This window comes from Streptomonospora mangrovi, assembly GCF_027604915.1.
Classification (GTDB): Bacteria; Actinomycetota; Actinomycetes; order Streptosporangiales; family Streptosporangiaceae; genus Streptomonospora; species Streptomonospora mangrovi.
This window is the reverse complement of the sequence record NZ_JAJAQC010000057.1, coordinates 1-21,822: the sequence shown is the minus strand read 5'-3', so window position 1 is coordinate 21,822 and position 21,822 is coordinate 1. Positions and strand designations below refer to the sequence as shown.

Genomic DNA, 21,822 nt, shown 5'->3' with positions numbered 1-21,822 from the left:
TGCGGTCAGCCTGCCGACGCCGCCGTTTCGCCGGCGTAAGCCGCCAGGGCGGCGGGCAGCGGCCGGCTGTGGACGATGTGCAGGCGGGTCACCGCGCGGGTCAGCACCACGTAGAGCCGGTTGAGGCCGCGCGCCTCGGCCGCCGCGATGCGGGCGGGTTCGTCCACCACGACCGCGTCGAACTCCAGGCCCTTGGCGAGCGTGGCGGGCACGCACACCAGCCGAGCCGCCTCCAGCGCGTCCTCGGTCTCGCCGACCAGGGCGGTCGGCAGCCCTTCGGCGCGCAGCCGCTCGGCCAGCGCGGGGGCGTCGGCCTCGGCGGTGATCACGCCGACCGAGCCCTCGCCGGCGAGCGCGTCGCGGCAGGCCGCCACCAGGGCGCCGGCCTTCTCGTCCGGGCGGGCGGCGGTGACCCGCAGCGCCCCCGCACCCTGGCGCACACCGGTGGGCCGGCCCAGGCCGGGGGCGATCTCGGGCAGCAGGCGGGCGGCGAAGTCGATGATCTGGGCGGGCACGCGGAACCCCCGGTCGAGCACGGCCAGGCGGGCGTCGGGCTGGCCGAGGTGGGCGAGGAGGGTCTCCCACCGGTCCACCGCCGAGGGGCTGGTGGCCTGGGCGATGTCGCCGAGCACGGTGAGCGAGCCGCGCGCGCAGCGCCGCGCGACGACCCGGCACTGCATCGGGCTGAGGTCCTGGGCCTCGTCCACCACGATGTGGCCCAGGGTGTCGGGGCGCTCGATGAGCCCGGCCGCCTCGTCGATGAGGGCGAGGTCGGCCAGCGACCACCGAGCCGACTTGGGGCCGCGCGGGCGGCCCGGCAGCAGGACGCTGCGCTGCTCCTCGGGGGTGAGGATCCCTTCGGCCGCGCGGGCGAGGCGGTCGGGGTCGGTCAGCAGGCCGAGGACCAGGCGCACCGGATCGGCCTTGGGCCACATGGCGCGGACGGCGGCGCTGACGGTGCGGTTGCGGCGCAGCGCGCTCAGCGTGCCGGAGTCCACGGACTCCCCGGAGTTCTCGATGCGCCGCATGAGCAGGTGGGCGATGCGGTGCAGCAGCAGGTTGGGGCCGGCGCCGTAGGCCATGTCGCGGGTGCGGAGTTCGGCCAGGACCTCGGCGAGTTCGTCGGCGGGCAGCCGCCAGCGGCGCGAGCCGCGCTCGACCACCAGGGTGTCCTCGGGCGGGGTGGGCAGGCTCCACAGGTCGCGGCGGATGACCTCGGCCATGCGGGCGTCGCCCTTGACCCGCTCGGCCTCGGGGTCCTCGGTGCGGCGCACGGGCACGCGGGCGGCGAGTTCGTCGATGGTGGTCTGGCGGACCCCGACCTCGCCGAGGGCGGGGAGCACGCGGCGGATGTAGGACAGGAAGGAGCGGTTGGGACCGATGATGGCCACCCCGCCGTCGCGCCGCAGCCGGTCGCGCTCGGTGTAGAGGAGGTAGGCGATGCGGTGCAGGCCCACGGCGGTCTTGCCGGTGCCCGGCGCGCCCTGGACGCAGAGGGTGGGGCGCAGCGGCGCGCGGACGAGGTCGTCCTGCTCGGGCTGGATGGTGGCGACGATGTCGCGCATGGGGCCGGTGCGGGGGCGCTCGATCTCGGCGTGCAGCAACCGGTCGGCCAGGGTGTCCTCGCCGGCGGGCGCCGCGGCGGGGGGGCCGGGGTGCGCGGCGGCCAGCGGCTCGTCCTCGTAGGCGGTGAGTTCGGCGGTGTCGGAGAACCCGTAGCGGCGGCGGCGCAGGACGCCCTGCGGGTCGGCGGGGCCGGCCCGGTAGAAGGCGGCGGAGATCGGCGCGCGCCAGTCGATGACCAGGGGGTCGCCGAGCCCGTCGTGGACGTGGCGGCGCCCGATGTAGACCCGGTCGGCGTCGGGGGTGCGGATGTGGGCGGCGGGACCGGTGCCGTCGCCGGCCCCGGATCCGGCGGAGGGGTCGTCCTCGTAGACGGCGCCCGGCGGGTACTCCAGCCGTCCGAAGAACAGCGGTACGTCGGGCAGGTCCACGAGCGCGGCGGCGCGCCGCTGCCGGTCCATGTCCAGGATGCGGTTGATGAGGGTGTAGTCGGCGTCCTCGGCGCTGTCCTGGACGGACTGGGTGGTGACGACGTCCTCGTGCATGCGGGCCAGGGCGGCGCGGGCGTGGGCGAGGAACGCGCGTTCGGCGCGGATTTCGGGGTCGGCGACGGAATCGGGCACGGTTTCGGCCATGGTGAGGGCAGCCTCGGCGGTCGGTGGGACACGGGACAACGGGCGGCAGCGCGGGTCCCGCCCCGGAATGCCCCCGGTGCGTCGCGATCCTCAGCGCAGACGAATATGAGTTGCCGCCAAGCGAAGCCAAGTACAGTAGTCGCCGCCGACCGCTGAGGCAACTCGATTACGGCGGAGGGGCCCGGCCGCGCCGGCGGCGGGACGAGGCGCCCGGCCCCGGCCCGCCGCCGGCACGGCCGGCGGATCAGCCCTTCACGTAGGCCGCCAGGTGTTCGCCGGTGAGGGTGGAGCGGGCGGCGACGAGGTCAGCGGGGGTGCCCTCGAAGACGATTTGGCCGCCGTCGTGGCCGGCGCCGGGGCCGAGGTCGATGATCCAGTCGGCGTGCGCCATGACCGCCTGGTGGTGCTCGATGACGATGACCGACTTGCCGGAGTCGACCAGCCGGTCGAGCAGCCCCAGCAACTGCTCCACGTCGGCCAGGTGCAGGCCGGTGGTGGGTTCGTCCAGGACGTAGACGCCGCCCTTGTCGGCCATGTGGGTGGCCAGCTTGAGCCGCTGGCGCTCACCGCCGGACAGGGTGGTGAGCGGCTGGCCGAGGGTGAGGTAGCCCAGGCCGACGTCGTCGAGCCGGTCGAGCACGGCGTGGGCGGCCGGTGTGCGGGCCTCGCCGGAGGCGAAGAACTCCTTGGCCTCGGCCACCGGCATGGCCAGGACCTCGCTGATGTCGCGGCCGCCGAGGCGGTACTCCAGCACCGACGCCTGGAACCGCTTGCCCTCGCACTCCTCGCAGGTGATGGCCACGCCCGCCATCATGCCGAGGTCGGTGTAGACGACCCCGGCGCCGTTGCAGTTGGGGCAGGCGCCCTCGGAGTTGGCACTGAACAGGGCGGGTTTCACGCCGTTGGCCTTGGCGAACGCCTTGCGGACGGGTTCGAGCAGGCCGGTGTAGGTGGCGGGGTTGCTGCGCCGGGAGCCGCGGATGGCGCCCTGGTCGACCGACACCACGCCCGCGCCGGCGGGGATCGACTCGCGCACCAGCGAACTCTTGCCGGACCCGGCAACACCGGTGACCGCGACGAGCACGCCGAGCGGGATGTCGACGTCGACGTCGCGCAGGTTGTGGGTGTTGGCGCCGCGGATCTCCAGCACGCCGGTGGGGGTGCGGACCTTCTCCTTGAGCGCGGCCCGGTCGTCGTAGTGGCGCCCGGTGAGGGTGTCGCTGGCGCGGAGTTGGTCGACCGTGCCCTCGAAGCAGACGGTGCCGCCGGCGGTGCCCGCCCCCGGGCCGAGGTCCACCACGTGGTCGGCGATCTCGATGGCCTCGGGCTTGTGCTCCACGACCAGCACGGTGTTGCCCTTGTCGCGCAGCCGCAGCAGCAGGGTGTTCATCCGCTGGATGTCGTGGGGGTGCAGGCCGATGGTGGGTTCGTCGAAGACGTAGGTGACGTCGGTCAGCGAGGAGCCGAGGTGGCGGATCATCTTGGTGCGCTGCGCCTCGCCGCCCGAGAGTGTGCCCGAGGGGCGGTCGAGCGAGAGGTAGCCCAGGCCGATCTCCACGAAGGAGTCGAGGGTGTGGCGCAGGGTGTCCAGCAGCGGCGCCACCGACGGCTCGTCCAGCCCGCGCACCCATTCGGCGAGGTCGCTGATCTGCATGGCGCAGGCGTCGGCGATGCTGACGCCGTGGACGCGCGAGGACCGCGCGGCCTCGCTGAGCCGGGTGCCGTCGCAGTCGGGGCAGGTGGTGAAGGTGACCGCGCGGTCCACGAAGGCCCGGATGTGGGGCTGCATGGCCTCGCGGTCCTTGGAGAGGAACGACTTCTGGACCCGGGGCACCAGGCCCTCGTAGGTCATGTTGGTGTTCTCGATCTTGATCTTGGTGGGTTCGCGGTACAGGAAGTCGTGCAACTCGGTGTCGCTGTAGTCGCGGATCGGCTTGTCGGGGTCGAAGAACCCGGAGTTCATGAAGAACCGCACCGACCAGCCGTCGGCCTTGTAGCCGGGCACGGTGATCGCGCCCCCGGCCAGCGACTTGTCGGGGTCGTAGAGCTGGGTGAGGTCGATGTCGGTGACGCTGCCCATGCCCTCGCAGCGGGGGCACATGCCGCCGGTGCGGGTGTAGGTCTGGCGGACGGCCTTGGCGCTGCCGCCGCGCTCGACGGTGATCGCGCCGCTGGCCCGCACCGAGGCGGTGTTGAAGGAGAACGCCTGCGGCGAGCCGAGGCGGGGCTGCCCGAGCCGGCTGAACAGGATGCGCAGCAGGGCGTTGGCGTCGGTGACGGTGCCGACCGTGGAGCGGACGTTGGCGCCTATGCGCTCCTGGCTGATGATGATCGCGGTGGTCAGCCCTTCGAGGACGTCGACGTCGGGCCGGGCCATGGTGGGCATGAAGCCCTGCACGAAGCTGCTGTAGGTCTCGTTGATCAGCCGCTGGGACTCCGCGGCGATCGTGCCGAACACCAGGGAGCTCTTGCCCGATCCGGACACACCGGTGAACACGGTCAGCCGGCGCTTGGGGAGCGTGAGGCTGACGTCCTTGAGGTTGTTCTCGCGCGCGCCCTGAACGCGGATCAGGTCGTGGCTGTCCGCGGCGTGCGGCGCGGGCGCGCCCGGGTTCGGGGCGGTGCTCATGGTGTCTCCATCCGTCGGGGCGCGGCCGGGTCGGCGGGCCGCGGGTGGCGTGCTGCGGCTCACGTTAACCCGGAAACGAACACGGGTTCGACCGCTTGTGTGGTGCTGTGGAAAACGGGGCGCCGCGGCCGGCGGGCGGCGGCGCGCCCGTGGCGGCTCAGTGGTCCTGCTGGATGCGGACCATGTTGCCCGCGGGGTCGCGGAAGGCGCAGTCGCGGACGCCGTAGGGCTGGTCGGTGGGCTCCTGGACGACCTCGACGTCGTGGGCGACCACACGCTCGAAGACGGCGTCGACGTCGCCGGTGGCGAGCACGATCCAGCCGTAGGTGCCCTTGGCCATCATCTCGGCGATGAGGCGGCGCTCGTCGTCGGTGATGCCGGGGTCGGCGGCCGGCGGCGCCAGCAGGATGCGGGTCTCGGGCTGGTTGGGCGGGCCGACCGTGATCCAGCGCATCGTGCCGGCGCCGACGTCGCTGCGGACCTCGAAGCCGAGGACGTCGCGGTAGAACGCCACGGACTCGTCGGGGTCGTCGTGCGGCAGGAAGGTGGTGTGGATGGTGATGGCGGTGCCGCCGGGGCTGCCGGTGCTGCGGGTGCTGCGGGTGCTGTTCATGGCCGTCACGCTAGTTGCGGTTCGGCGGCCCGCGCTTCTCGATTCCTGACCGGTCGGGTCACCTGCTTGACCACGCACGTGGGCAGGCCCTTGGTGGAGCGGGCCGCCTCGCGCCGGTAGACGCTGGGCGGCATGCCGACCAGTTCGGTGAAGCGGGTGCTGAAGGTGCCCAGCGAGGAGCAGCCCACCTCGAAGCAGACCTCGGTGACGCTGAGGTCGCCGCGGCGCAGCAGCGCCATGGCGCGCTCGATGCGGCGGGTCATCAGGTAGGAGTAGGGCGATTCGCCGTAGGCGCGGCGGAACTGGCGGCTGAGGTGCCCGGCGGACATGCTCACCCCGCGCGCGAGCGCCTCGACGTCGAGCGGGCGGGCGTACTCCCGGTCGATGCGGTCGCGGACCCGGCGCAGCCGCGCGAGGTCGCGCAGGTGCTGCTCGGTTGCGGAACTGCTGGTCACCTGCACGATCATGCCATGTCATGTCCGGATTGCCCAGTGCCGCCGGGCGGCACCGGCCAGCGGCGGGCGGATGAAGGCGCGGCGGCGGATGGGGGGCGACGCGGCCACGGCACCCCGGGCCGGCCGGTCGCCGGGCCGTCCGGGCCGGCCGGTCGGCGGTCCCGCCGAGCCCCGCCGTCCCGCGCGGGGGAAGGCACAGCCGGGCACGCGGCGGAAAACGCCGAATCGGCATACCCGGACGCCCCTTTTCGCACCGGCCGACCGTTTTCCCGGCCCCGACAGTCCGCGAAAGCACTGCACCGTTTTCCACCCTCCCGCGAATCGGACGCCGCCCGCCGGGGTCGCGGCCGGTACACTCCCGGCCGCGCCTTCCGCCGCGCCGGGAAATCACCCGGCCCGCCGCACCGGCGGGCACGGCCCGCCCGCCGGTGCGCGCGTGCGCCATTCTCCTGCGGAAACGCTCTGCCGGAACCCGGCCGACCACCGGGGGCACGCGGCCGCCGCTCCACCCCCGAACCGCGAACAAGGCGGTTGAACTGGGGTTATCCCACTCCTGCAACCCCGCCGCGACCGACCAGGCGGTCGGCCACCGGGTTCATTCGACGCCCCCTTAACCGGTTCACCCCCGAATTCCCTCTTCCCGCTCGACCGAAACCCGCGCCCGTTCCCCCCTTTCATGATCGTTTCCGCCCGGCCACCCGCGATTCGGCGGACGGGAATTGAACATCGCGCGAATCAAACGGCGATCAAAACGCGGACCTCGGCGTTTGCCCGCGCCCGTGGAATGACGGTGAACGTCACAGTGGAAAAGGCGGGCGCGATGCGAGAATGAATCCAGTGTCCGAGATGTCGGCGTCAAGGCCGCCTTTCGCCCGATGGCCGCGTGTGGGGGTCTTCGCCGCGGTCTGCGTCGGCGTGTCCGCGCTCGGCCACGGACTGGCGTCGGGCCACGGCCTGGCGTGGCCCGTCGTCGCGGCGGGCGCCGCCCTGGTGTTCGCCGCGCTGTGGCCGGCCGCCCGCCGCGAGCGCGGCCTGGCGGCCCTGTGCGGGTGGATGCTGTGGGGCCAGGCCGCGCTGCACGTGCTGTTCTCGCTGGCCGCCCCCGACGCACCGCGCCACCACGACGCGCACGCCCACGCGGGCGCCGGCCCGGCGCCGCCCTGCGCGGGCTGCTGCTTCGGCGGCCTCCTCGGCGCCTCCGCCGGTTTCGGCGGGATAGGCCCGGGCACCGACGGCGAGGGCGGCGGCATGGCGCTGGCCCACCTCGCCGCCGCGCTGGCCAGCGCGTGGTGGCTGCGGCGGGGCGAGGCCGCGGCCTTCCGGCTCGCCGGGCTGGTGGGCTCCCTGCTCTCCACGCTGGTCGCCCTGGGCGCCGCCGAGTCCCCGGTGCCCTGCGCGCCGCCGCGCCCGCTCCCGGCCGTCGGCGGACCCGCCCGCGCGCCGGCGCACGGCCTGCTGCGCCACACCGTCGTGCTGCGCGGCCCACCGCCGCCCGTTCCCGCTTGACCCCGCCCGCGCGTCCGCGCGCGTGCGTGCGCGCCCCGCGCGCCCGCCGGCCCCGGTCGAGCGATCCCCCTTCCGGCCGTGCCGGTGCGGACGGCGGCGCCCTGGGCGCCACCCGGCCGCACCGCGCAAGTAGCGCCCGCCGGCGGCGTTGGAGAACGCCGCCGGAGCAGTGGCGCACCGCCGCCGACCGCACGGCGCGGGGCGGCGGCGGTCCTCGACCGCAGAGGAAGGCACATGACGTCTCATCGCGCAGTGAACGCGGCACCCGCCCGTTTCGGCGGGCAACCGGCCCCGGTTCACGGCAGACCGCATCCGGCCGGGCCACGGCCGCACCCGCCCCGCCGCGGAAGGCTTGGCGCGGCCGCCCCGACCCCTTCCCGCCGCGCGCGCGGGGCCCCCGGGCCGGGCGCCGGGCTACTCGCCGCGGTCGGCGGCCAGGCGCGCCGCGCGGACGAGCCGCTGGAGGCGGTGCGCCGCGGCGAGCCAGTCGACGCACGCCGGGCAGTCGCGCAGATGGCGGCGGACATCCTCGGGGACCGCATCAGCGGCCTCGCCGTCCAGTTCAGCGGACAGCGCGGTCCGGCACTCCACGCAGCTCACCCGTCCATAATGGCCCATCCCCGGGTCGGCACCATCCCCCGCCGCCCCTGTTGCGGGCGAAAGGCGGCGCGCCGTGGATGACGCCGAACTGACCCGGCTGGCCCTGGACGCGGTCGAGGGCGGCGACGGCGCCGTCGAGCAGTTGGTGCGCCGGCTGCGCCCCGACGTCGCCCGCTTCATCGGCTCGATGTCGGATCCCATGCTGGTGGAGGAGCTGACCCAGGAGACCCTGATCCGCGCGCTGCGCGGCCTCCCCCGCTTCGCCGCCCGCTCCTCGGTGCGCTCCTGGATCCTGTCCATCGCCCGCCACACGGTGGTCGACCGGTACCGGGCGGCCTCGGCGCGCCCGGCCACGGTCAGCGTGGAGGACTGGGACACCGCCCAGGCGCGGACCGAGACCGGGCAGGGCCGGTTCGAGGAGGAGCTGGCGCTGCTGAACCTGCTCACCGGCCTCACCGAGACCCGCCGCACCGCCTTCGTCCTCACCCAGATCGAGGGGTTCTCCTACGCCGAGGCCGCCGAGATCACCCGCGTGCCGGTGGGCACGGTGCGCTCCCGCGTGGCGCGGGCGCGCGAGGACCTGATCACGGCGCTGCGGCTGGCCGAGATCGCCGAGGCCGCCGAGACGCCCGCGCCGGTCGCCACCGCCGCCGATTCGCGGGATTCGCGGGAACCGCGGGCGCCCCGCACCCGACCTGTGCGGCAGAGGGGTGCCGCCCGCGCCGCGCCCTCCCCCCTGCCGGTTCCCGCTCCCCCGGGGCCGGCGACCACCCTGATCCCCACCCAGGAGCCCACATGACGGCGGTGACTGTGCCCACCACGGCGGCGTTGGACCTCGCCCTGGTGGACGTGACGTGCTCGTTCGGCGCCGAGCCGGCGGTCCGCGGCGTCCACCTGGCGGTGCGCCCGGGCGAGAAGGCGGCGCTGACCGGCACCAACGGGTCCGGCAAGACGACCCTGCTGCGCGCGGTGCTGGGCCTGCACCGGGGCCGGGTGGCCGGCCGCATCAGCGTGGGCGGCGCGGTCGCGGCCACCCGCGCCGACTGGGCGCGGCGGCGCCGCGCCTGCGCGTGGATCCCCCAGCGCCAGGGCGGCGGCGCGTTCCCGCTGCTGGCCGAGGAGCTGCTGGCCGGGAGCGGGGACCTCGCGGCCGCCGTCGCGGCCGCGCACCGCCTGGGCGTGGCCCACCTGCTGCACCGGCCCGTGCACACCCTCTCCGGCGGCCAGGTGCAGCGCGTGCACCTGGCGCGGGCGGTGGGCTGCGTGGCGGCCGGCGCGGGCCTGCTGCTGGCCGACGAGCCCACGGCGGCGCTGGACTTCGCCGGCCAGCGCGAGGCGGCCGACGTGCTGCTGGGCCTGCCGGCCACGGTCGTGGTGGTCACCCACGACCGCCACCTGGCCGACCGGTGCGACCGCCGGCTGGAGATGGCGGCCGGCGCGCTGCGGGAGGCGCCGTGATCGACTGGGCGACGTTCCTGGCGCTGCTGGAGATGCCCGCCGTCCAGCGCGCGGCCGCGGCGCTGGTGGTGGGCGCGATCGGGCTGCCGGTGATCGGCGTGGCGATCGTGGGGCTGGACATCATGCCGGTGCGCTTCGCGATGATGCACGTCGCGCTGCTGGGCATCGCCGTGGGCCTGCTGGTGGGGCTGGACCCGCTGCTGTGCGCGCTGGTGGCCTGCGCGCTGGCGGGCGTGGGCATCAGCCCGCTGGCGCGCGACCCGGGCGGGCTCTCGGGCGGCATGGGCCTGCTGATGAGCCTGGCCATGGCGGCGGCCCTGCTGGTCCTGGCGCTGTCGGGGGTCAACGGCGCCGGCGCGTTCGAGCTGCTGTGGGGCTCGGTGCTGTCGGTGCGCGGCGTCGACATCGCCATCCTGGGCGTGCTGGCGGTGGTGGTGCCCGGCCTGTTCTGGTGGCGGCGCCGCGACCTCGCGCTGCTGCTGCACGACCGCGAACTGGCGCTGTGCTCGGGGGTGCCGGTTGGCGCGCTCACCACGCTGCTGCTGGTGCTGATCGCGGTGGCGGTGGCCGGGGCGATCCGGCTGACCGGGGCGCTGCTCGTGGACGCGCTGACCCTGCTGCCCGCGCTGGCCGCGCGCCGGCTCGGGCACTCCCTGGGGGCGATGGTCCGGTGGGCGATCGGCATCGGGGTGGTGGTGAACCTGGTCGGGTTCGCCATCGCGCTGCTGTTCGATCTGCCGCCGGGCCCCGCCCTTGTCCTCACCGCCGGCGCGGTCGTGCTGGTGGTCCAGTTCCTCCCGGAAAGGACGACGTCGCGATGGTCGACGCTCGCACCCCCCTCCCCCGCGCCGCCGTCCTCCGCGGCGGGGCGCTGACGGCCGCGGCGCTGCTGATGGGCGGCGCCGCGTGCGGCACCGGGCCGGCGCCCGACGGCGGCGCGGACTCCGGCGGCGCCGGCCCCGCCGTGGTGGCGACCACCACCTGGCAGGCGGCGTTCGCGCGGGCCGCCGGCGCCCAGGACGTCACGGTGATCGTGCCGGCCTCGGTGCAGCACGCGCCCGACTACGAGCCCCGGCCCTCGGACCTGGCGGCGGTGGCCGGCGCCGAGTTCGTGCTCTACAGCCCGTTCGAGTCCTTCGCCGAGCAGATCACCGAGGCGGCGGGGGCCGACGCCGAGGCGGTCGAGGTCAACGCCGACAACAGCCCCGACGTCATCGCCGCCGAGGTGGCGGAGCTGGGCGAGCGGTTCGGCACGGCCGAGGCGGCGCGGGAGTGGCTGGCGGAGTTCGACTCGGTGCGCGCCCGGTTGCGCGAGGACGTCGAGGCGGACTGGCCGGGCGGGGAGCGGCCCACGGCGGTGGCGCAGGTCTACGCCGGGTGGGCGGCCGAACTGGCGGGCGCGGAGGTGGTGGGCACCTACGGCCCCGACCAGGTGTCGCCGCAGGAGGTGGCGGAGCTGAGCGGGGCCGAGCCCGACCTGGTGCTGGACAACGCGCACATGTCCACGGGCGCGGTGCTGCCCGACTCCGGCGCGGCCGAGGTGGACGTGGTGAACTACCCCGGCGAGGACCAGGACCTGCTGGCGGTGTACCGGTCCAACGCCGAGGCGATCGGCGCGGCGCTGCGCGGTGAGGAGCCGCCGGGCCCCGGAGCGGACGGCGGCGGCCACGGGGGCGGCCACGACGACCACGACGGCCACGGGGGTGGCGGCCGCCACTGAGGCCGCGCCGGGTGAGGGGGCGGCGCGCCCCCTCACCCGGGCCTGCCGCGCTAGCCGCCCACCACCTCCACCGCGCGCTCGCGCAGGCGCTGCTTGTCGACCTTGCCGGCCGGGGTCAGCGGGAGCCCCTCATCCGGCGCGGGCAGCACGTACTCGGGGAACTTGTAGGGCTCCACGTCCCGCCCGCGCAGGAACTCCTCCAGTTCGGCGCGGTCGGGCACCCGCCCGTGGCGCGGCACGATGTGGGCGGCCAGCCGCTCGCCCATCAGCGGGTCGGGCACGCCCACGCAGCAGGCGTCGCGCACGTCGGGGTGCTCGCGCAGCAGGTGCTCCACCTCGACGGGGCTGATGTTGGCGCCGCCGCGGATCACCACGTCCTTGAGCCGGCCGACCACGCGCAGCCCGCCGTCCGCCTCCAGGATCCCCAGGTCGCCGGTGCGCACCCAGCCGCCGGCCGCCCGGTAGCGGGCGTTCAGCTCCGGCGCGCCGACGTAGCACATCGGGGTCATCGGCCCCAGGGACACGATCTCGCCGATGGCGCCGGCCGACACGTCGCGCAGGTGCTCGTCAACCACGCGGATGCCGGCCACCCGCGGGTTGGGCCGGCCGGCCGCGATCCCGGGGCGTCCGCTGATGTCGGGCGGGTCGTCCAGACCGGTGTGGCAGTTGACGCCGTCGGCCGAGCCGTAGAGGTTGACGACCGGGCAGCCGAAGCGGGCCCGCGCCTCGGCGGCGGTGAGCGGGTCCAGCGGCGCGCCGCCCAGCACCACCGCCGACACCCCGCCGGGGTCGGCGGTGTGCGCGCCGGGGCTGTCCAGCATCATCCGGATCATGGTGGGCACCGCGAACACGTGGCTGGGCCGGTGCTCGGCGACCGCGCGCATCGCCGCGTCGGCGTCGAACGCCCCGCACAGCACCAGCGTGCCGCCGTGGCGGGCCAGGGTGACGCTGGTGCCGCTGCTGCCGAAGGCCGAACCCAGCGGCACCAGGAACATCGCGCGCAGCTCGCGGCCGGGCCGCAGCAGCGCTTCAACGAAGTTGCCGCGCCCGCCGGCGAGCGCGTTGTGGGAGTAGGCGATCATCTTGGGCTGGGCCTCCGAGCCCGACGACACCAGGATGCGCGCGCAGGAGTCGGGGTCGGGGCGCGCCGGCGCGAACCCGGGCGGCGCGGCGGGCAGCGCGTCGGCGGGCACGCAGCCCTCGGGCGCCGGACCGGGGCCGACGGCCACGACGTGGCGCAGGGTGGGCGCGCCGGGCCGCAGCGCCGCGAGTTCGGCGGCGGGTGAGCGGTCGCGGTGGCGGGCGGCGGCGATCACGGCGGCGGCGCCCGAGCCCCGCACCAGGGCTTCGGCCTCGCGGACGCGGCGGCCCACGGGGAACGGCAGGGCGATCGCGCCCAGGGCGGCGACGGCGAGTTCGGCGGCCACGGCGTCGCGGCCGTTGGGCAGTTGGACGCCCACCACCTCGCCGGGGCCGATCCCCAGGGCGGCCAGGCCTCCGGCGGTGGCCAGGGCGCGGGCGCGCAGGTCGGCGTAGCTGATCGCGCCGTCGTCGTCGATCACGGCGGTGCGGTCGGGGTGGGCGGCGGCGTGCGCGCTGAACAGGGCGAACAGGTCGGCGCGGGGGTAGTCGCCCCGGCGCGCCCACTCGGCGCGCAGCCGGGCGGGGACGAGGTCGGTGATGGCGACTGCGGTCATACCTGGCTCCAGACGTTGGGCACGGCGACGGCGCCGTGGGAGTCGCGCGGGAGGCGGGCCGCGAATCGGGGGTCGGCGGGCAGCGCGGCGATGTCGCCGAGGGCGGCGGTGGCGCTGAGCCCTTTGTCGCGCAGCATGCGCAGGGCGTCGGCGGTGGGTGCGTCGGCGACGGCGGCGGCGAGCAGGGCGGCGTCGTCGGCGTCGGTGTCGGCGGGGGCGACCCAGCCGTCGGCGGTGCGCAGCGGGGCGCGGAAGCCCACGGCGAAGCGGCGGGGGTCGACGGCGGCGGGCGGTCCGGACAGCAGGTCGTGCAGCAGGGTGTCGGCGGCGCCGAGCAGGGAGCTTTCGGCGGCCACGGCGCCGCCCCGGCGGTCGGCCGCCAGCAGCGCGGCGACGACGGTCTGGGCGCCCAGCGCGCCGCCGAGGACGTCGAGCAGGGTCATCAGGGAGGGCGCGGCGGGCGCGCCGACGGGGCTGAGGGCGTCGGCCAGGCCCGAGCGCGCCTGGACCATGAAGTCGGTGCCGGGTGGGGCGTCGGGGACGGCGTCGGCCCACCCGGAGGTGTGGACGTAGACGAGCCGGGGGTTGGCAGCGGCGAGGTCGGCGGCGGCCAGGCCGAGGGTTTCGGCCTTGCCGGGAGCCCAGTTGTGGCAGAACACGTCGGCGTCGGCGACGAGGTCGCGCAGGTCGGCGCGGCCCTGGGCGGTCTTGATGTCGATCTCCACGGCGTCCTTGCCCCGGTTGAGGGCCAGCCAGCGCGCCGAGACGCCGCCGGTGACGGGCGGCATGGCGCGCAGCGGGTCGCCGCCCGGCGGTTCGACGCGGACGACGCGGGCGCCGAGCAGGCCCAGCAGGTGGGTGCACAGCGGCGCCTGGATGCGGCGGCCGGCCTCGACCACGGTGACGCCGGCGAGCGGCGCGGCGGTGGCGGCGGCCGCCGGCGCGGCGGCCGAGGCGGGGGCGGTCGGGTCGGGGCCGGTCGGGGCGGCGGTGTCCAGCGCGCGCAGGTGCCACAGGGGTGCGGGAACGGCGCCGATCTCCGCACGGCGCCGGTCCAGCGTCACCAGGTCGCAGATCCCCGCGCCCGAGGCGTCGGCCGCCGCGCGCAGCCGCTCCCAGGGCAGGGCGCGCGCCGCCGCGTGCAGGTCGGCGGGCAGGGCCGAGCAGGCGGTGGCGTAGCGGAACTGGAAGGGCGCCCAGCCGGCGCGGACGGCCGGCTCGGGGGCGCCCACCGCGCGCCAGAACCGCGCCCAGACCTCGGCGCTGAGCGCCTCGACCTCGAATGCGGTGCCGTCGGCGCTGGCGAAGGTCGCGCCGCCGGGGTCGAGCGGGACGGCCTCGGCCTCGGGCGCGCAGGCGGCGGCGAGGTACTGGGAGACCGACAGCAGGCCGGCCCGCTCCACGGTCGTGGCCAGGCGCGGCGCGGCGCCCGCGCGGCGGTGGGCGAGCACCCCGGCCAGCAGGCCGGTGACGGCCAGGACCTCGGCGAGCGCGGTGGTGTGGTCGAGGGTGAGGGGGCGGGGGGCGGAGCCCCAGCGGCGGCCGTTGACCGCCATCACGCCGGTGGCCGCCTGTGCGGTGGCCTCGTCGGTGATCCCGGTGTCCTCGGGGCGGTCCGACCAGGCCAGCTCGACCTCGGCGGCGCCGAGGCGCAGCCGGGCGGGCCGAGAGGGCTGGGTGGACCGGGCGCGGTCGTGCGGGAGGCGGGAGGGGGATGCGGGGGATGCGTAGGCGGTACCGGTGGCGGCGGCCGCGTCGGGTCCGGTGACGTCCGCACCGAGGGCGGCCAGGTGCCGGACGGCGAGCCGGCCCAGCGCCGGAGCCCCGTCGAGGCGGGCCGCGAGCCCGGAGAGTGGTCGGTCAGAGGGGATGGCGTTCATATCGCATCCTTCTGGTCACGCATCAGAAGCGGGAGCCGGAGCGCGGGAACTTCCGTCGTCGCGTCTCCGACTTCTCGTCACAGAAGCAGTCGAAGCGGACGCGACCCCAGTTCCCTCGGCGGAGCGAAAAGGCGGCGGACATGACCGGGAACACACTGCGACGCCATGATCACCAAGCCCGTTCGGCAACGCCGTGGCCTGAGCAAACGCGAGCACCCGCCGTCCCGCCGCAGTTCAGCCGCCGTCGCGGGAAGACCGCATCCGGCCACCCACGGCAACCCGGCGGTCACCACCCGATGCGGACCCCCCTTCGCGGAACGCGACCCGAGAAGTCCGGACGGGGGCGGAGGGTCAGCACCGAAGAGGGTCTGCGGCAACCGCCCCTCCGCGCAGAACCGGGGCAGCGGCGGGAACCACCTCCGGCCCTCTGTGGCCGCACTCACCCGCGCACCGGGAGGTGCGGGCGATCGGCGGGCCGCCCGGCGAGGAAGCCGCACCCCCGTCGGCCACCCACCCAGCCGCCACCGATGCCTTCACACCCGCCCCGCCGGCCTGATCACCCGGACGGAACCGAGCGGCGTCCGACCGCCGCCCACCCCGCTCCCTCCCATCCGCCGCTCCGGTGACCGCAGCCCCTCCCCACCTCATTCACCCCGCCTCCGCAGTCCCGTTCGTGTCAGCGAAAGGCCATGCCATGAGCACCAGTGAGCAGGCGACCCGCGCGCGCCCCGCGTCCGGCTCCCCCGGCGACGACGCCTCAGGGCTCGCGGAGCGGGTACGGGCGTTCGTCGCCGAGCACGTCGAACCCGCCGAAGACGCGCTCGACGCCCCGGGCGCCGACCGGGGGCCGCTCCTCACCGCGTTGAACAAGCGCGCCAAGGCCGCCGGGCTCTGGGCCCTGCCGCTGCCGCGCGCCCTGGGCGGCCGGGGGCTCTCCCTCACCGACTACGCGCCCCTGGCCGTCGAGGAGGGGCGCAGCGACCACGGCCCGGCGGCGCTGGGGTCGGCCGCCCTCCTCGACGTCCGCATGCTCGACCGCCACGCCCGCCCGGAGCTGCGGCGTCGCCACCTCGCCGACCTCGCGTCCGGCCGCGCGCGGGCGTGCTACGCCATGACCGAGCCGGGCGTGCGCGGCACGCGCCCCGCCGAGATCGCCACGCGCGCCGCGCCCGAGGGCGGCGGCTGGGTCCTCAGCGGCCGCAAGTGGTTCGTCACCGGCGCCGCCGAGGCGGACCTCGTAACCGTCCTCGCCCGCGCCGGCGGCCCCGCCGGCGCGGACGGCGGGCTGACGATGTTCTGCCTGCCCACCGGCCTGCCCGGCGTGCGCGTGGAGCGCGAGCTGCCGATGCTGGGCGCGGGCGGCCAGTACGAGATCGCCTTCGACGGCGTCCGCGTCGGGGCCGAGCACGTCCTCGGCACCCCCGGCGCGGGCCTGGCCATCGCCTCCGAGCGCATCGCGCTGGGCCGCACGCTGCGCTGCCTGCGGTGGCTCGGGCAGGCGGAGCGCGCCTACGGGCTGCTGCTGCGCCGGGCAGCCGAGACCGGGCGCGGCAGCCCGCCGCTGGGCGACCACCAGCTCGTGCGGCGGTTGGTGTTCGAGGCGCACCTGGCCATCGCCGGAACCCGCCCGCTGATCGACGCGGCCGTACGCGAGGTGGCCGCCGAGGGCGACGCCCGCCAGGCCGTGGCCCTGGCCAAGGTCGCCGCCGCGCGCATGCTCTCCACCGTCACCGACGCGGCCGTGCAGGTCCACGGCGCCGAGGGACTCGGGCCGGACACCCCGCTCCCCCGCCTCTACCGGGTGGCCCGCCAAGCCCGCATCCTCGACGGACCGGACGAGTCCCACATCGCGTCCTTCGCAGGACGCCTCCTGCGGCAGTACGCCGAAACCACGCCGCCGCCTCCAGGCGGCCAGCCGCCTCCGCCGAACGACGCGCGGGTGGGCCGGGTCCTGAGGGCACGCAGTCACCGGGCGGCGCCCAGCGGCTGATTCGAGCGACGAGGTGCCGAGTGCGGCGGGCGGTCGGGGGCGGGCGGTGACCGGATCGCGCACCCGTGGTGGGGGAAGGCGGCGGGGCGGCGGCCATGCCTCAGCGCCGCCGCCCCGCCCGTCACCGATCCGCTCCCGCCCCATCGGCGGCCGGGCGGTCGGCGGTGCGCCAGGCCAGGGCGATGGCCGCCGCCAGCGCGAACTGCACCGCCACCGCCGCCCACCCCGCGCCGAAGCCCCAGGCGTCGGCGATCACCCCGAAGGCGGGCGGCCCCACGGCGAATCCCGCGAAGAACCCGGCCGACACCAGGGCGGAGTCGCGGCCCGCCGCGACCGGGGCGGCGCGGCGCATCACGATCAGCATCGAGACGGCGTTGGCCGCCACCGCGAACGCGCCGATGGCGACCGCGCCCGCCCACGCCGACGCGCCCGCGCCGGGCAGCAGCGGCGCCACCCCGATGAGCACCGGCCCCAGCACGGCGCCCGCCGCCAGCACCACGGGCAGCCGGTCGGCGCGGGCGCCGTCGCCTCCGGCCAGCCGCGCCCACAGCACCCGGCCCGCGATACCGCAGACCCCCAGCACCGCCACCAGCACCGCCGCGCCGAACTCCCGGTACCCCAGGTCGGCGGCGGCGAAGAGCGGCAGGTAGGTGTTGATGGAGGCCAGCCCGCCCCCCAGCGGCAGCGAGAACACCGCCAGCCAGACCACCGACGCGGGCACCCGCCCCGGCGCCGGGCGCCCGTCCGCCGGGCGCGGCGGGGCGGCGGGCACCGCGCGCCAGGCCCACACGGCGGCGCAGGCCGCCGCCACGGCCGCGCACGCCACCGCGAACCGCCACCCCGCCGCGGCCGCGAGCGCCGCGACCGGCAGCCCGGCCGCGAACGCGCCCATCTGCACGCCCGACTGCTTCCACCCCGTGACCGCCCCCCGGCGCCGGGGCGGCACCACGGCGAGGATCACCGTGTTGGTGGCGGGGTTGGCGAGCGCCTGCGGCAGGCCGCCCAGGGTGATCGCCAGCAGCAGGACCCCGTAGCCGGGCGCGGCGCTGATCGAGGCGAGGGCCAGCGCCGTGAGCGCCAGCAGCGCCACCAGGCAGCGCCGCGCGCCGAACCGGTCGACCACCCGGCCCGCCAGGGGGGAGAGCAGCGCGGCGGTGGCGAAGCCGACCGTCGTCGTGAAGCCGAGCATGGTGGTGCTCATGCGCAGTTCGTCGACGAGGGCCGGGCCGAGCGCCCCCACGATGAAGAGCTGGGCCATCGAGAACGCCATGACCGACGTGAGCAGGACGGTGAGCCCGACGGGGGCGCCCCGCTCCGGGCCGTCGTCGGCGCGCGGCGGCGGGGTGGCCGGGGTGCCCGGGGTGGCCGGGGTGCTTTCGGACATGGCGGCGGCTCCGGGAGCGTGTGGACGGGGACGGCGGGGACGGCGGGCGGGCAGGCCCTGGACTGCCCATAAGAGCAGTCGTCGGCAGGAGGCGGGAAGTTCCGGCGGCGGCCGCCGGACGAGAGGTGCCGCACACCGGTGCCCGCCCCCGCGCCTTCATCGGAACGCGGTCGGCTCCCCGCTGCGGGCACGTCGGACCGGCGGGGCCGCCACTGGGCGGTCCGGGGCGCGCCTGGCGCGCCGCGCCACCCCGCAGCGGCCTCCATGGCTGGGAAACACCAGGTCAAAAGGGTTTTTCCCGGGGCATCAGGGGCAGCCGCCGCCGTACAGCCACAGGGTGGCGCGCAGGGCCGCGTCGGACCGCCGCAACCGGCGGGACGCTCCGCGTCCCGGGGTCCCGGGCCAATGCGCGCCGCCGGGGAGGGAAGCATGACTGGACGCGGCATGGAGGGTCCGCGCCGGGACCGCGCCGGTTCCCCGACCGACCGCGAGGCCCCGGAGCGGCGGGTGCGGGCGCGCCGGGTGACCGGCGGCGAGGCGCCGCGCGAGACGCGCGCCGCACGGGCCACGCGGGCCGCCCCGGCCAAGCGCGGCGCCACCGACCAGGAGCCGGACGTCCTGCTCGACGTGCCCGACCTGGCGGTGGACGAGATCGACCTCGACGTCGAGAACCTGCGGGCGCGGGTGTCCCTCCAGGCGGAGGTGGGCGACCTGCTGCGGCTCAACGTGGGCGCCGACGTCGACCTGGGCGCGGTGTCCCTGACCCTGCGCGGGGTGGAGGCGCAGGCGCGGCTCAAGGTGCGGCTGGACAACGTCGCGGCGATCATCGAGCGGGTGCTGCGCACCATCGACGAGAACCCGCAGCTCATCACGGAGGGCTTGGCCGGGCCGCTGAAGTCGGCGGTCGCGGAGGCCGGGAACGTCGCCGGGCGGGCCACCGACGCCGTCGGCCGGGGCGCGGGCCAGGCGGCGGCCGGTGGGCTGGGCGCGCTGGCGGGCGGCGACGGCAACCCGGCGGCGCCGGTGACGGACGCGGTCGGCCGCGCGGCCGATGCCGGGGGCCGTGCGGCCGAGGCCGGGGGCCGCGCCGCCGGACCTGTCGGCGGAGCGGTCACCGGTGGCGCGGCCGGACCGTTCGCCTCCCCGGAGGCGGCGGGCGGCGGCAGCCGTCCGCCGGCCGGGTCCGGCGGCACCCGTGAGCAGCCGGAGGATACGGGGGCCGCCGCACCCGCCACGCCGCTCGCCGCCGAAAGCGCCGCCGCCGATGCCGTATGGGGCTACCCCGGCGACGAACCGCCGCCGGAGGACGCCGACCTGGACACCGAGGCACCGGACTCCGACGCCTTCACCGTCTACGACGACACCGGTCCGGCCGGCGCGGACGCCGAAGCCCCGCCCGAGGACATCGACGCCTCGGCCGGCGGCAACGACGCCGGACCCGCCGACACGCCGCCGCCTGCGCCCGCCGATCGGTCGGGTGGCGGGCGGACCGCCCCGGGCTCCCCGGATCCGGGGCTCGACTACGACGCCGGCCCCGCGTTCGGCCGGGACGCCGACGACGAATCCGGTGCCGGAGACGACAGCGGCGGAGACGGCGGCCGCCAGGAGACGGGATCGCCGTTGCGCGGTGCGCCCCGGCCACGGCGTGCCGACCACGGTGCGGGCCGCGGCTCCCGCGACGAACGGCCGGACGGGGCGGAGCCGCACCCGACCGCCTCCCAGCGCGTCCTGCGCGGCATCCGGGGCGTGCGGGCGGGGGCCCGGCAGGTGGGTCGTGACGCCGGTTCCGTGGTGAGCCGCGCCGTCCAGGCCGCGCGTGAGGCGAGGTGAGCGCCGTGGCCCGACCCCGCCGCCCGCGCCGGGCCGATGTGGAGATCGAGGCCGCCGCCACGGCCGAGGAGGTCACCTTCCACGACCGGCCGTCGGTGGCCTCGGGCTTCACGGGCGACCCGGACCCCGATTCCGCCCACGGCGGCGACCGCCGCAACCTGCCCGACCGCGTCGAGCCGCACACCACCTACTACGACATCCGCGTGGACTACCGCATCGCGGGCCTGGTCGCCGACGCGGTCGGCACCGAGGACCCCGAGGACCCGGAAGACACCGAAACACGCGGCGACGATCCCGGCAAGGACGCGCCGACCCGCTGAACCCGCGCGCGGCCGGGCCGCGCCCACCTCCGCTGACGCATCCCCACGACACGAGGAGGCGCCTATGGTGCAGAGCAACCGCCCCGTTTCGGTGCTGGCCGGCTGCGGGATCATCGTGCTGCTCCTGCTCCTCTTCGGCTCGTGCACCGCCCTGTCCGGCGGCCTGGGCGGCGGCCCCGAGGCGCCCGACCGCCCCGCGCCCGCGCCCACGGTCACCGCGACCGCCACGGTCACGGTCTCCGCCTCGCCCCGGCCCGGCGACAACCGCGACGGCGGCGGGGACGGAGGGCGCGACGGCGCCCGGGACGGCACCGCCGAGTTCCAGGGCACCCTCCCGCCCGCCGCGCCCGAGCCCACCACCTATCCGGAGCCGGAGCCCACGTCCACCTCTGCCGTCGAACCCGGCGAGGACGATTGAGCGGCCCGCTACGCGCCCGCCCGCGCACGCGCCGGGGCAGCGCGCAAGCGTGCCGGCGTGCGACACCCGCGCCCGGCACCGACCGGCCCCGACCCGAACCCGCCGCCCCTGACCCCGGAAACCGCATCGCACATCCGGTCCCCGCCGGCCGATGAGTTTCGGGCCGCCCGGGAGTCACCCCTCACAACGGCACGACGGGACCGCTCCGCTTCGGACCCGGCCGGCGCACCGGCCCCGGCCGCACCAACCGCACCACACCGCACCACCCGCACCAAGGAGACGCGATGAGCACCGCCACCCTCGACAGCATGCTGCTGTCCAGCACCGATCCCCGGCGCCTGCACGCCTGGTACGCCGAGGCGTTCGCGCCCGACGAGGACTCCGCGGTGGACACCTACCGCGTGCTGCGGTTCGGCGGGGTCTACCTGATGATCGACAGCCGCGACGACATCGGCGCCGCCAACCCCGAGCCGGGCCGGCTCATCCTCAACTTCCAGGTCCCCGACGCCCGCGCCGCCGCCGCGCGCCTCGACCGCATGGGCGCCACCTGGGTGGCCCCGCTGGAGGACCGCGACGGCAGCCTGTTCGCCACCGCCGTGGACCCCGACGGCAACTACGTCCAGCTCATCCAGCTCAGCGAGGCCCACCGCGCCGCCATGTGACACCGCACCCGCCCGACGACGAAGGGAGCCGGCATGCTCGGCGACAGCACGGCCTACAGCGGTTTCGCGGTGCCCGACACCGCCGCGGCCGCCGCGTTCTACCGCGACACCCTGGGACTGACCGTCGAACCGGTCCCGGGCATGGAGGAGCACGGCCTGCTCACCCTCCACCTGCCCGGCGGCGCCCAGGTGCTGGTCTACCCCAAGCCCGATTTCACGCCCGCCACCTACACCGTCCTGAACTTCGCGGTGCCCGACATCGACGAGGCCGTCGACGCCCTCGCGGCGCGCGGCGTGGAGTTCCTGCGCTACCCCGGCTTCGACCAGGACGACAAGGGGATCGCCCGCGCGAGCCACGGCGGCCCCTCGGTCGCGTGGTTCACCGACCCCGCCGGCACCATCTGCTCGGTGCTCCAGGAGGAGTAGCGGTCCGGCCGGCCGCCGGACGGGCGGCCGCGCCCC

Annotated in this window: 19 protein-coding genes; 11 read left to right on the top strand and 8 right to left on the bottom strand. The window is 76.6% G+C overall.

Annotated features, from left to right (window positions below):
• Window positions 1-5: 5 nt before the first annotated feature.
• From LG943_RS24360 to LG943_RS24345, 4 genes are all read right to left on the bottom strand, one after another.
• Complete coding sequence (locus tag LG943_RS24360) at window positions 6-2,198, bottom strand: HelD family protein (protein WP_270074701.1); 2,193 nt, start codon at window positions 2,196-2,198, stop codon at window positions 6-8.
• 244 nt (window positions 2,199-2,442) lie between these two features.
• Complete coding sequence (locus tag LG943_RS24355) at window positions 2,443-4,827, bottom strand: excinuclease ABC subunit UvrA (RefSeq protein WP_270074700.1); 2,385 nt, start codon at window positions 4,825-4,827, stop codon at window positions 2,443-2,445.
• Between the two features lie 157 nt (window positions 4,828-4,984).
• A complete protein-coding gene (locus LG943_RS24350) occupies window positions 4,985-5,440 on the bottom strand; it encodes a VOC family protein (protein ID WP_270074699.1) in 456 nt (151 codons plus the stop codon).
• A gap of 5 nt (window positions 5,441-5,445) precedes the next feature.
• Window positions 5,446-5,907, bottom strand: coding sequence for a helix-turn-helix transcriptional regulator (locus LG943_RS24345; RefSeq protein ID WP_270074698.1), 462 nt, complete (start codon window positions 5,905-5,907; stop codon window positions 5,446-5,448).
• Between the two features lie 873 nt (window positions 5,908-6,780).
• Between LG943_RS24345 and LG943_RS24340 the strand changes: the two genes are divergently transcribed.
• On the top strand, window positions 6,781-7,401 hold the full coding sequence (locus tag LG943_RS24340; protein WP_270074697.1) for a hypothetical protein: 621 nt from the start codon (window positions 6,781-6,783) through the stop codon (window positions 7,399-7,401).
• Window positions 7,402-7,815: 414 nt separating this feature from the next.
• On the opposite strand, the gene LG943_RS24335 is transcribed toward LG943_RS24340, so the two are convergent.
• A complete protein-coding gene (locus LG943_RS24335) occupies window positions 7,816-8,001 on the bottom strand; it encodes a zf-HC2 domain-containing protein (RefSeq protein ID WP_270074696.1) in 186 nt (61 codons plus the stop codon).
• A gap of 73 nt (window positions 8,002-8,074) precedes the next feature.
• On the opposite strand from LG943_RS24335, the gene LG943_RS24330 reads away from it, so the two are divergent.
• The 4 genes from LG943_RS24330 to LG943_RS24315 are packed head-to-tail and all read left to right on the top strand — an operon-like array spanning window position 8,075 to window position 11,179.
• A complete protein-coding gene (locus LG943_RS24330; protein ID WP_270074695.1) occupies window positions 8,075-8,800 on the top strand; it encodes a sigma-70 family RNA polymerase sigma factor in 726 nt (241 codons plus the stop codon).
• Complete coding sequence (locus LG943_RS24325) at window positions 8,797-9,459, top strand: ATP-binding cassette domain-containing protein (protein WP_270074694.1); 663 nt, start codon at window positions 8,797-8,799, stop codon at window positions 9,457-9,459. Before LG943_RS24330 ends, LG943_RS24325 begins: the two co-directional genes overlap by 4 nt.
• Window positions 9,456-10,334: a metal ABC transporter permease gene (locus tag LG943_RS24320; protein WP_270074693.1), complete on the top strand. Its 879-nt coding sequence runs from the start codon at window positions 9,456-9,458 to the stop codon at window positions 10,332-10,334. The genes LG943_RS24325 and LG943_RS24320 overlap by 4 nt, the downstream gene beginning before the upstream one ends.
• Window positions 10,277-11,179 carry a metal ABC transporter solute-binding protein, Zn/Mn family gene (locus tag LG943_RS24315; protein WP_270074692.1) on the top strand — a complete coding sequence of 301 codons (903 nt, stop codon included), beginning with the start codon at window positions 10,277-10,279 and terminating at the stop codon, window positions 11,177-11,179. Before LG943_RS24320 ends, LG943_RS24315 begins: the two co-directional genes overlap by 58 nt.
• Before the next feature lie 50 nt (window positions 11,180-11,229).
• Here the strand turns inward: LG943_RS24315 and LG943_RS24310 are convergent, their stop codons facing one another.
• Window positions 11,230-12,876, bottom strand: a complete 1,647-nt coding sequence (locus LG943_RS24310) for a class I adenylate-forming enzyme family protein (protein WP_270074691.1) — start codon at window positions 12,874-12,876, stop codon at window positions 11,230-11,232.
• The gene (locus LG943_RS24305) at window positions 12,873-14,756 is read right to left on the bottom strand and encodes a CoA transferase (protein ID WP_270074690.1); all 1,884 of its coding nucleotides are present in this window, start codon (window positions 14,754-14,756) and stop codon (window positions 12,873-12,875) included. The genes LG943_RS24310 and LG943_RS24305 overlap by 4 nt, the downstream gene beginning before the upstream one ends.
• A gap of 694 nt (window positions 14,757-15,450) precedes the next feature.
• Here LG943_RS24305 and LG943_RS24300 point away from each other — a divergent pair.
• Complete coding sequence (locus LG943_RS24300; RefSeq protein ID WP_270074689.1) at window positions 15,451-16,746, top strand: acyl-CoA dehydrogenase family protein; 1,296 nt, start codon at window positions 15,451-15,453, stop codon at window positions 16,744-16,746.
• Between the two features lie 121 nt (window positions 16,747-16,867).
• Here the strand turns inward: LG943_RS24300 and LG943_RS24295 are convergent, their stop codons facing one another.
• Window positions 16,868-18,130: an MFS transporter gene (locus tag LG943_RS24295; protein ID WP_270074688.1), complete on the bottom strand. Its 1,263-nt coding sequence runs from the start codon at window positions 18,128-18,130 to the stop codon at window positions 16,868-16,870.
• Between the two features lie 429 nt (window positions 18,131-18,559).
• Between LG943_RS24295 and LG943_RS24290 the strand changes: the two genes are divergently transcribed.
• The 5 genes from LG943_RS24290 to LG943_RS24270 all read left to right on the top strand — a co-directional run bounded on the left by LG943_RS24290 (window position 18,560) and on the right by LG943_RS24270 (window position 21,786).
• Window positions 18,560-19,960: a hypothetical protein gene (locus LG943_RS24290; protein ID WP_270074687.1), complete on the top strand. Its 1,401-nt coding sequence runs from the start codon at window positions 18,560-18,562 to the stop codon at window positions 19,958-19,960.
• Between the two features lie 5 nt (window positions 19,961-19,965).
• Window positions 19,966-20,280: a hypothetical protein gene (locus LG943_RS24285; protein ID WP_270074686.1), complete on the top strand. Its 315-nt coding sequence runs from the start codon at window positions 19,966-19,968 to the stop codon at window positions 20,278-20,280.
• Between the two features lie 64 nt (window positions 20,281-20,344).
• Entirely contained in the window at window positions 20,345-20,698 is a 354-nt protein-coding gene (locus tag LG943_RS24280) for a hypothetical protein (RefSeq protein WP_270074685.1), read from the top strand.
• Window positions 20,699-20,982: 284 nt separating this feature from the next.
• Window positions 20,983-21,360: a VOC family protein gene (locus LG943_RS24275; RefSeq protein ID WP_270074684.1), complete on the top strand. Its 378-nt coding sequence runs from the start codon at window positions 20,983-20,985 to the stop codon at window positions 21,358-21,360.
• Between the two features lie 33 nt (window positions 21,361-21,393).
• Entirely contained in the window at window positions 21,394-21,786 is a 393-nt protein-coding gene (locus LG943_RS24270; protein ID WP_270074683.1) for a VOC family protein, read from the top strand.
• Window positions 21,787-21,822: the final 36 nt, after the last annotated feature.

Bases quoted from the DNA above. Each gene is read 5' to 3' on its own strand.
- LG943_RS24295 (WP_270074688.1), bottom strand. From the start codon at position 18,130: ATGTCCGAAAGCACCCCGGCCACCCCGGGCACCCCGGCCACCCCGCCG.
- LG943_RS24310 (WP_270074691.1), bottom strand. From the start codon at position 12,876: ATGACCGCAGTCGCCATCACCGACCTCGTCCCCGCCCGGCTGCGCGCC.
- LG943_RS24355 (WP_270074700.1), bottom strand. From the start codon at position 4,827: ATGAGCACCGCCCCGAACCCGGGCGCGCCCGCGCCGCACGCCGCGGAC.
- LG943_RS24280 (WP_270074685.1), top strand. From the start codon at position 20,345: ATGGTGCAGAGCAACCGCCCCGTTTCGGTGCTGGCCGGCTGCGGGATC.
- LG943_RS24350 (WP_270074699.1), bottom strand. From the start codon at position 5,440: ATGAACAGCACCCGCAGCACCCGCAGCACCGGCAGCCCCGGCGGCACC.
- LG943_RS24300 (WP_270074689.1), top strand. From the start codon at position 15,451: ATGAGCACCAGTGAGCAGGCGACCCGCGCGCGCCCCGCGTCCGGCTCC.
- LG943_RS24270 (WP_270074683.1), top strand. From the start codon at position 21,394: ATGCTCGGCGACAGCACGGCCTACAGCGGTTTCGCGGTGCCCGACACC.
- LG943_RS24325 (WP_270074694.1), top strand. From the start codon at position 8,797: ATGACGGCGGTGACTGTGCCCACCACGGCGGCGTTGGACCTCGCCCTG.
- LG943_RS24290 (WP_270074687.1), top strand. From the start codon at position 18,560: ATGACTGGACGCGGCATGGAGGGTCCGCGCCGGGACCGCGCCGGTTCC.
- LG943_RS24275 (WP_270074684.1), top strand. From the start codon at position 20,983: ATGAGCACCGCCACCCTCGACAGCATGCTGCTGTCCAGCACCGATCCC.
- LG943_RS24345 (WP_270074698.1), bottom strand. From the start codon at position 5,907: ATGATCGTGCAGGTGACCAGCAGTTCCGCAACCGAGCAGCACCTGCGC.
- LG943_RS24360 (WP_270074701.1), bottom strand. From the start codon at position 2,198: ATGGCCGAAACCGTGCCCGATTCCGTCGCCGACCCCGAAATCCGCGCC.
- LG943_RS24315 (WP_270074692.1), top strand. From the start codon at position 10,277: ATGGTCGACGCTCGCACCCCCCTCCCCCGCGCCGCCGTCCTCCGCGGC.
- LG943_RS24305 (WP_270074690.1), bottom strand. From the start codon at position 14,756: ATGAACGCCATCCCCTCTGACCGACCACTCTCCGGGCTCGCGGCCCGC.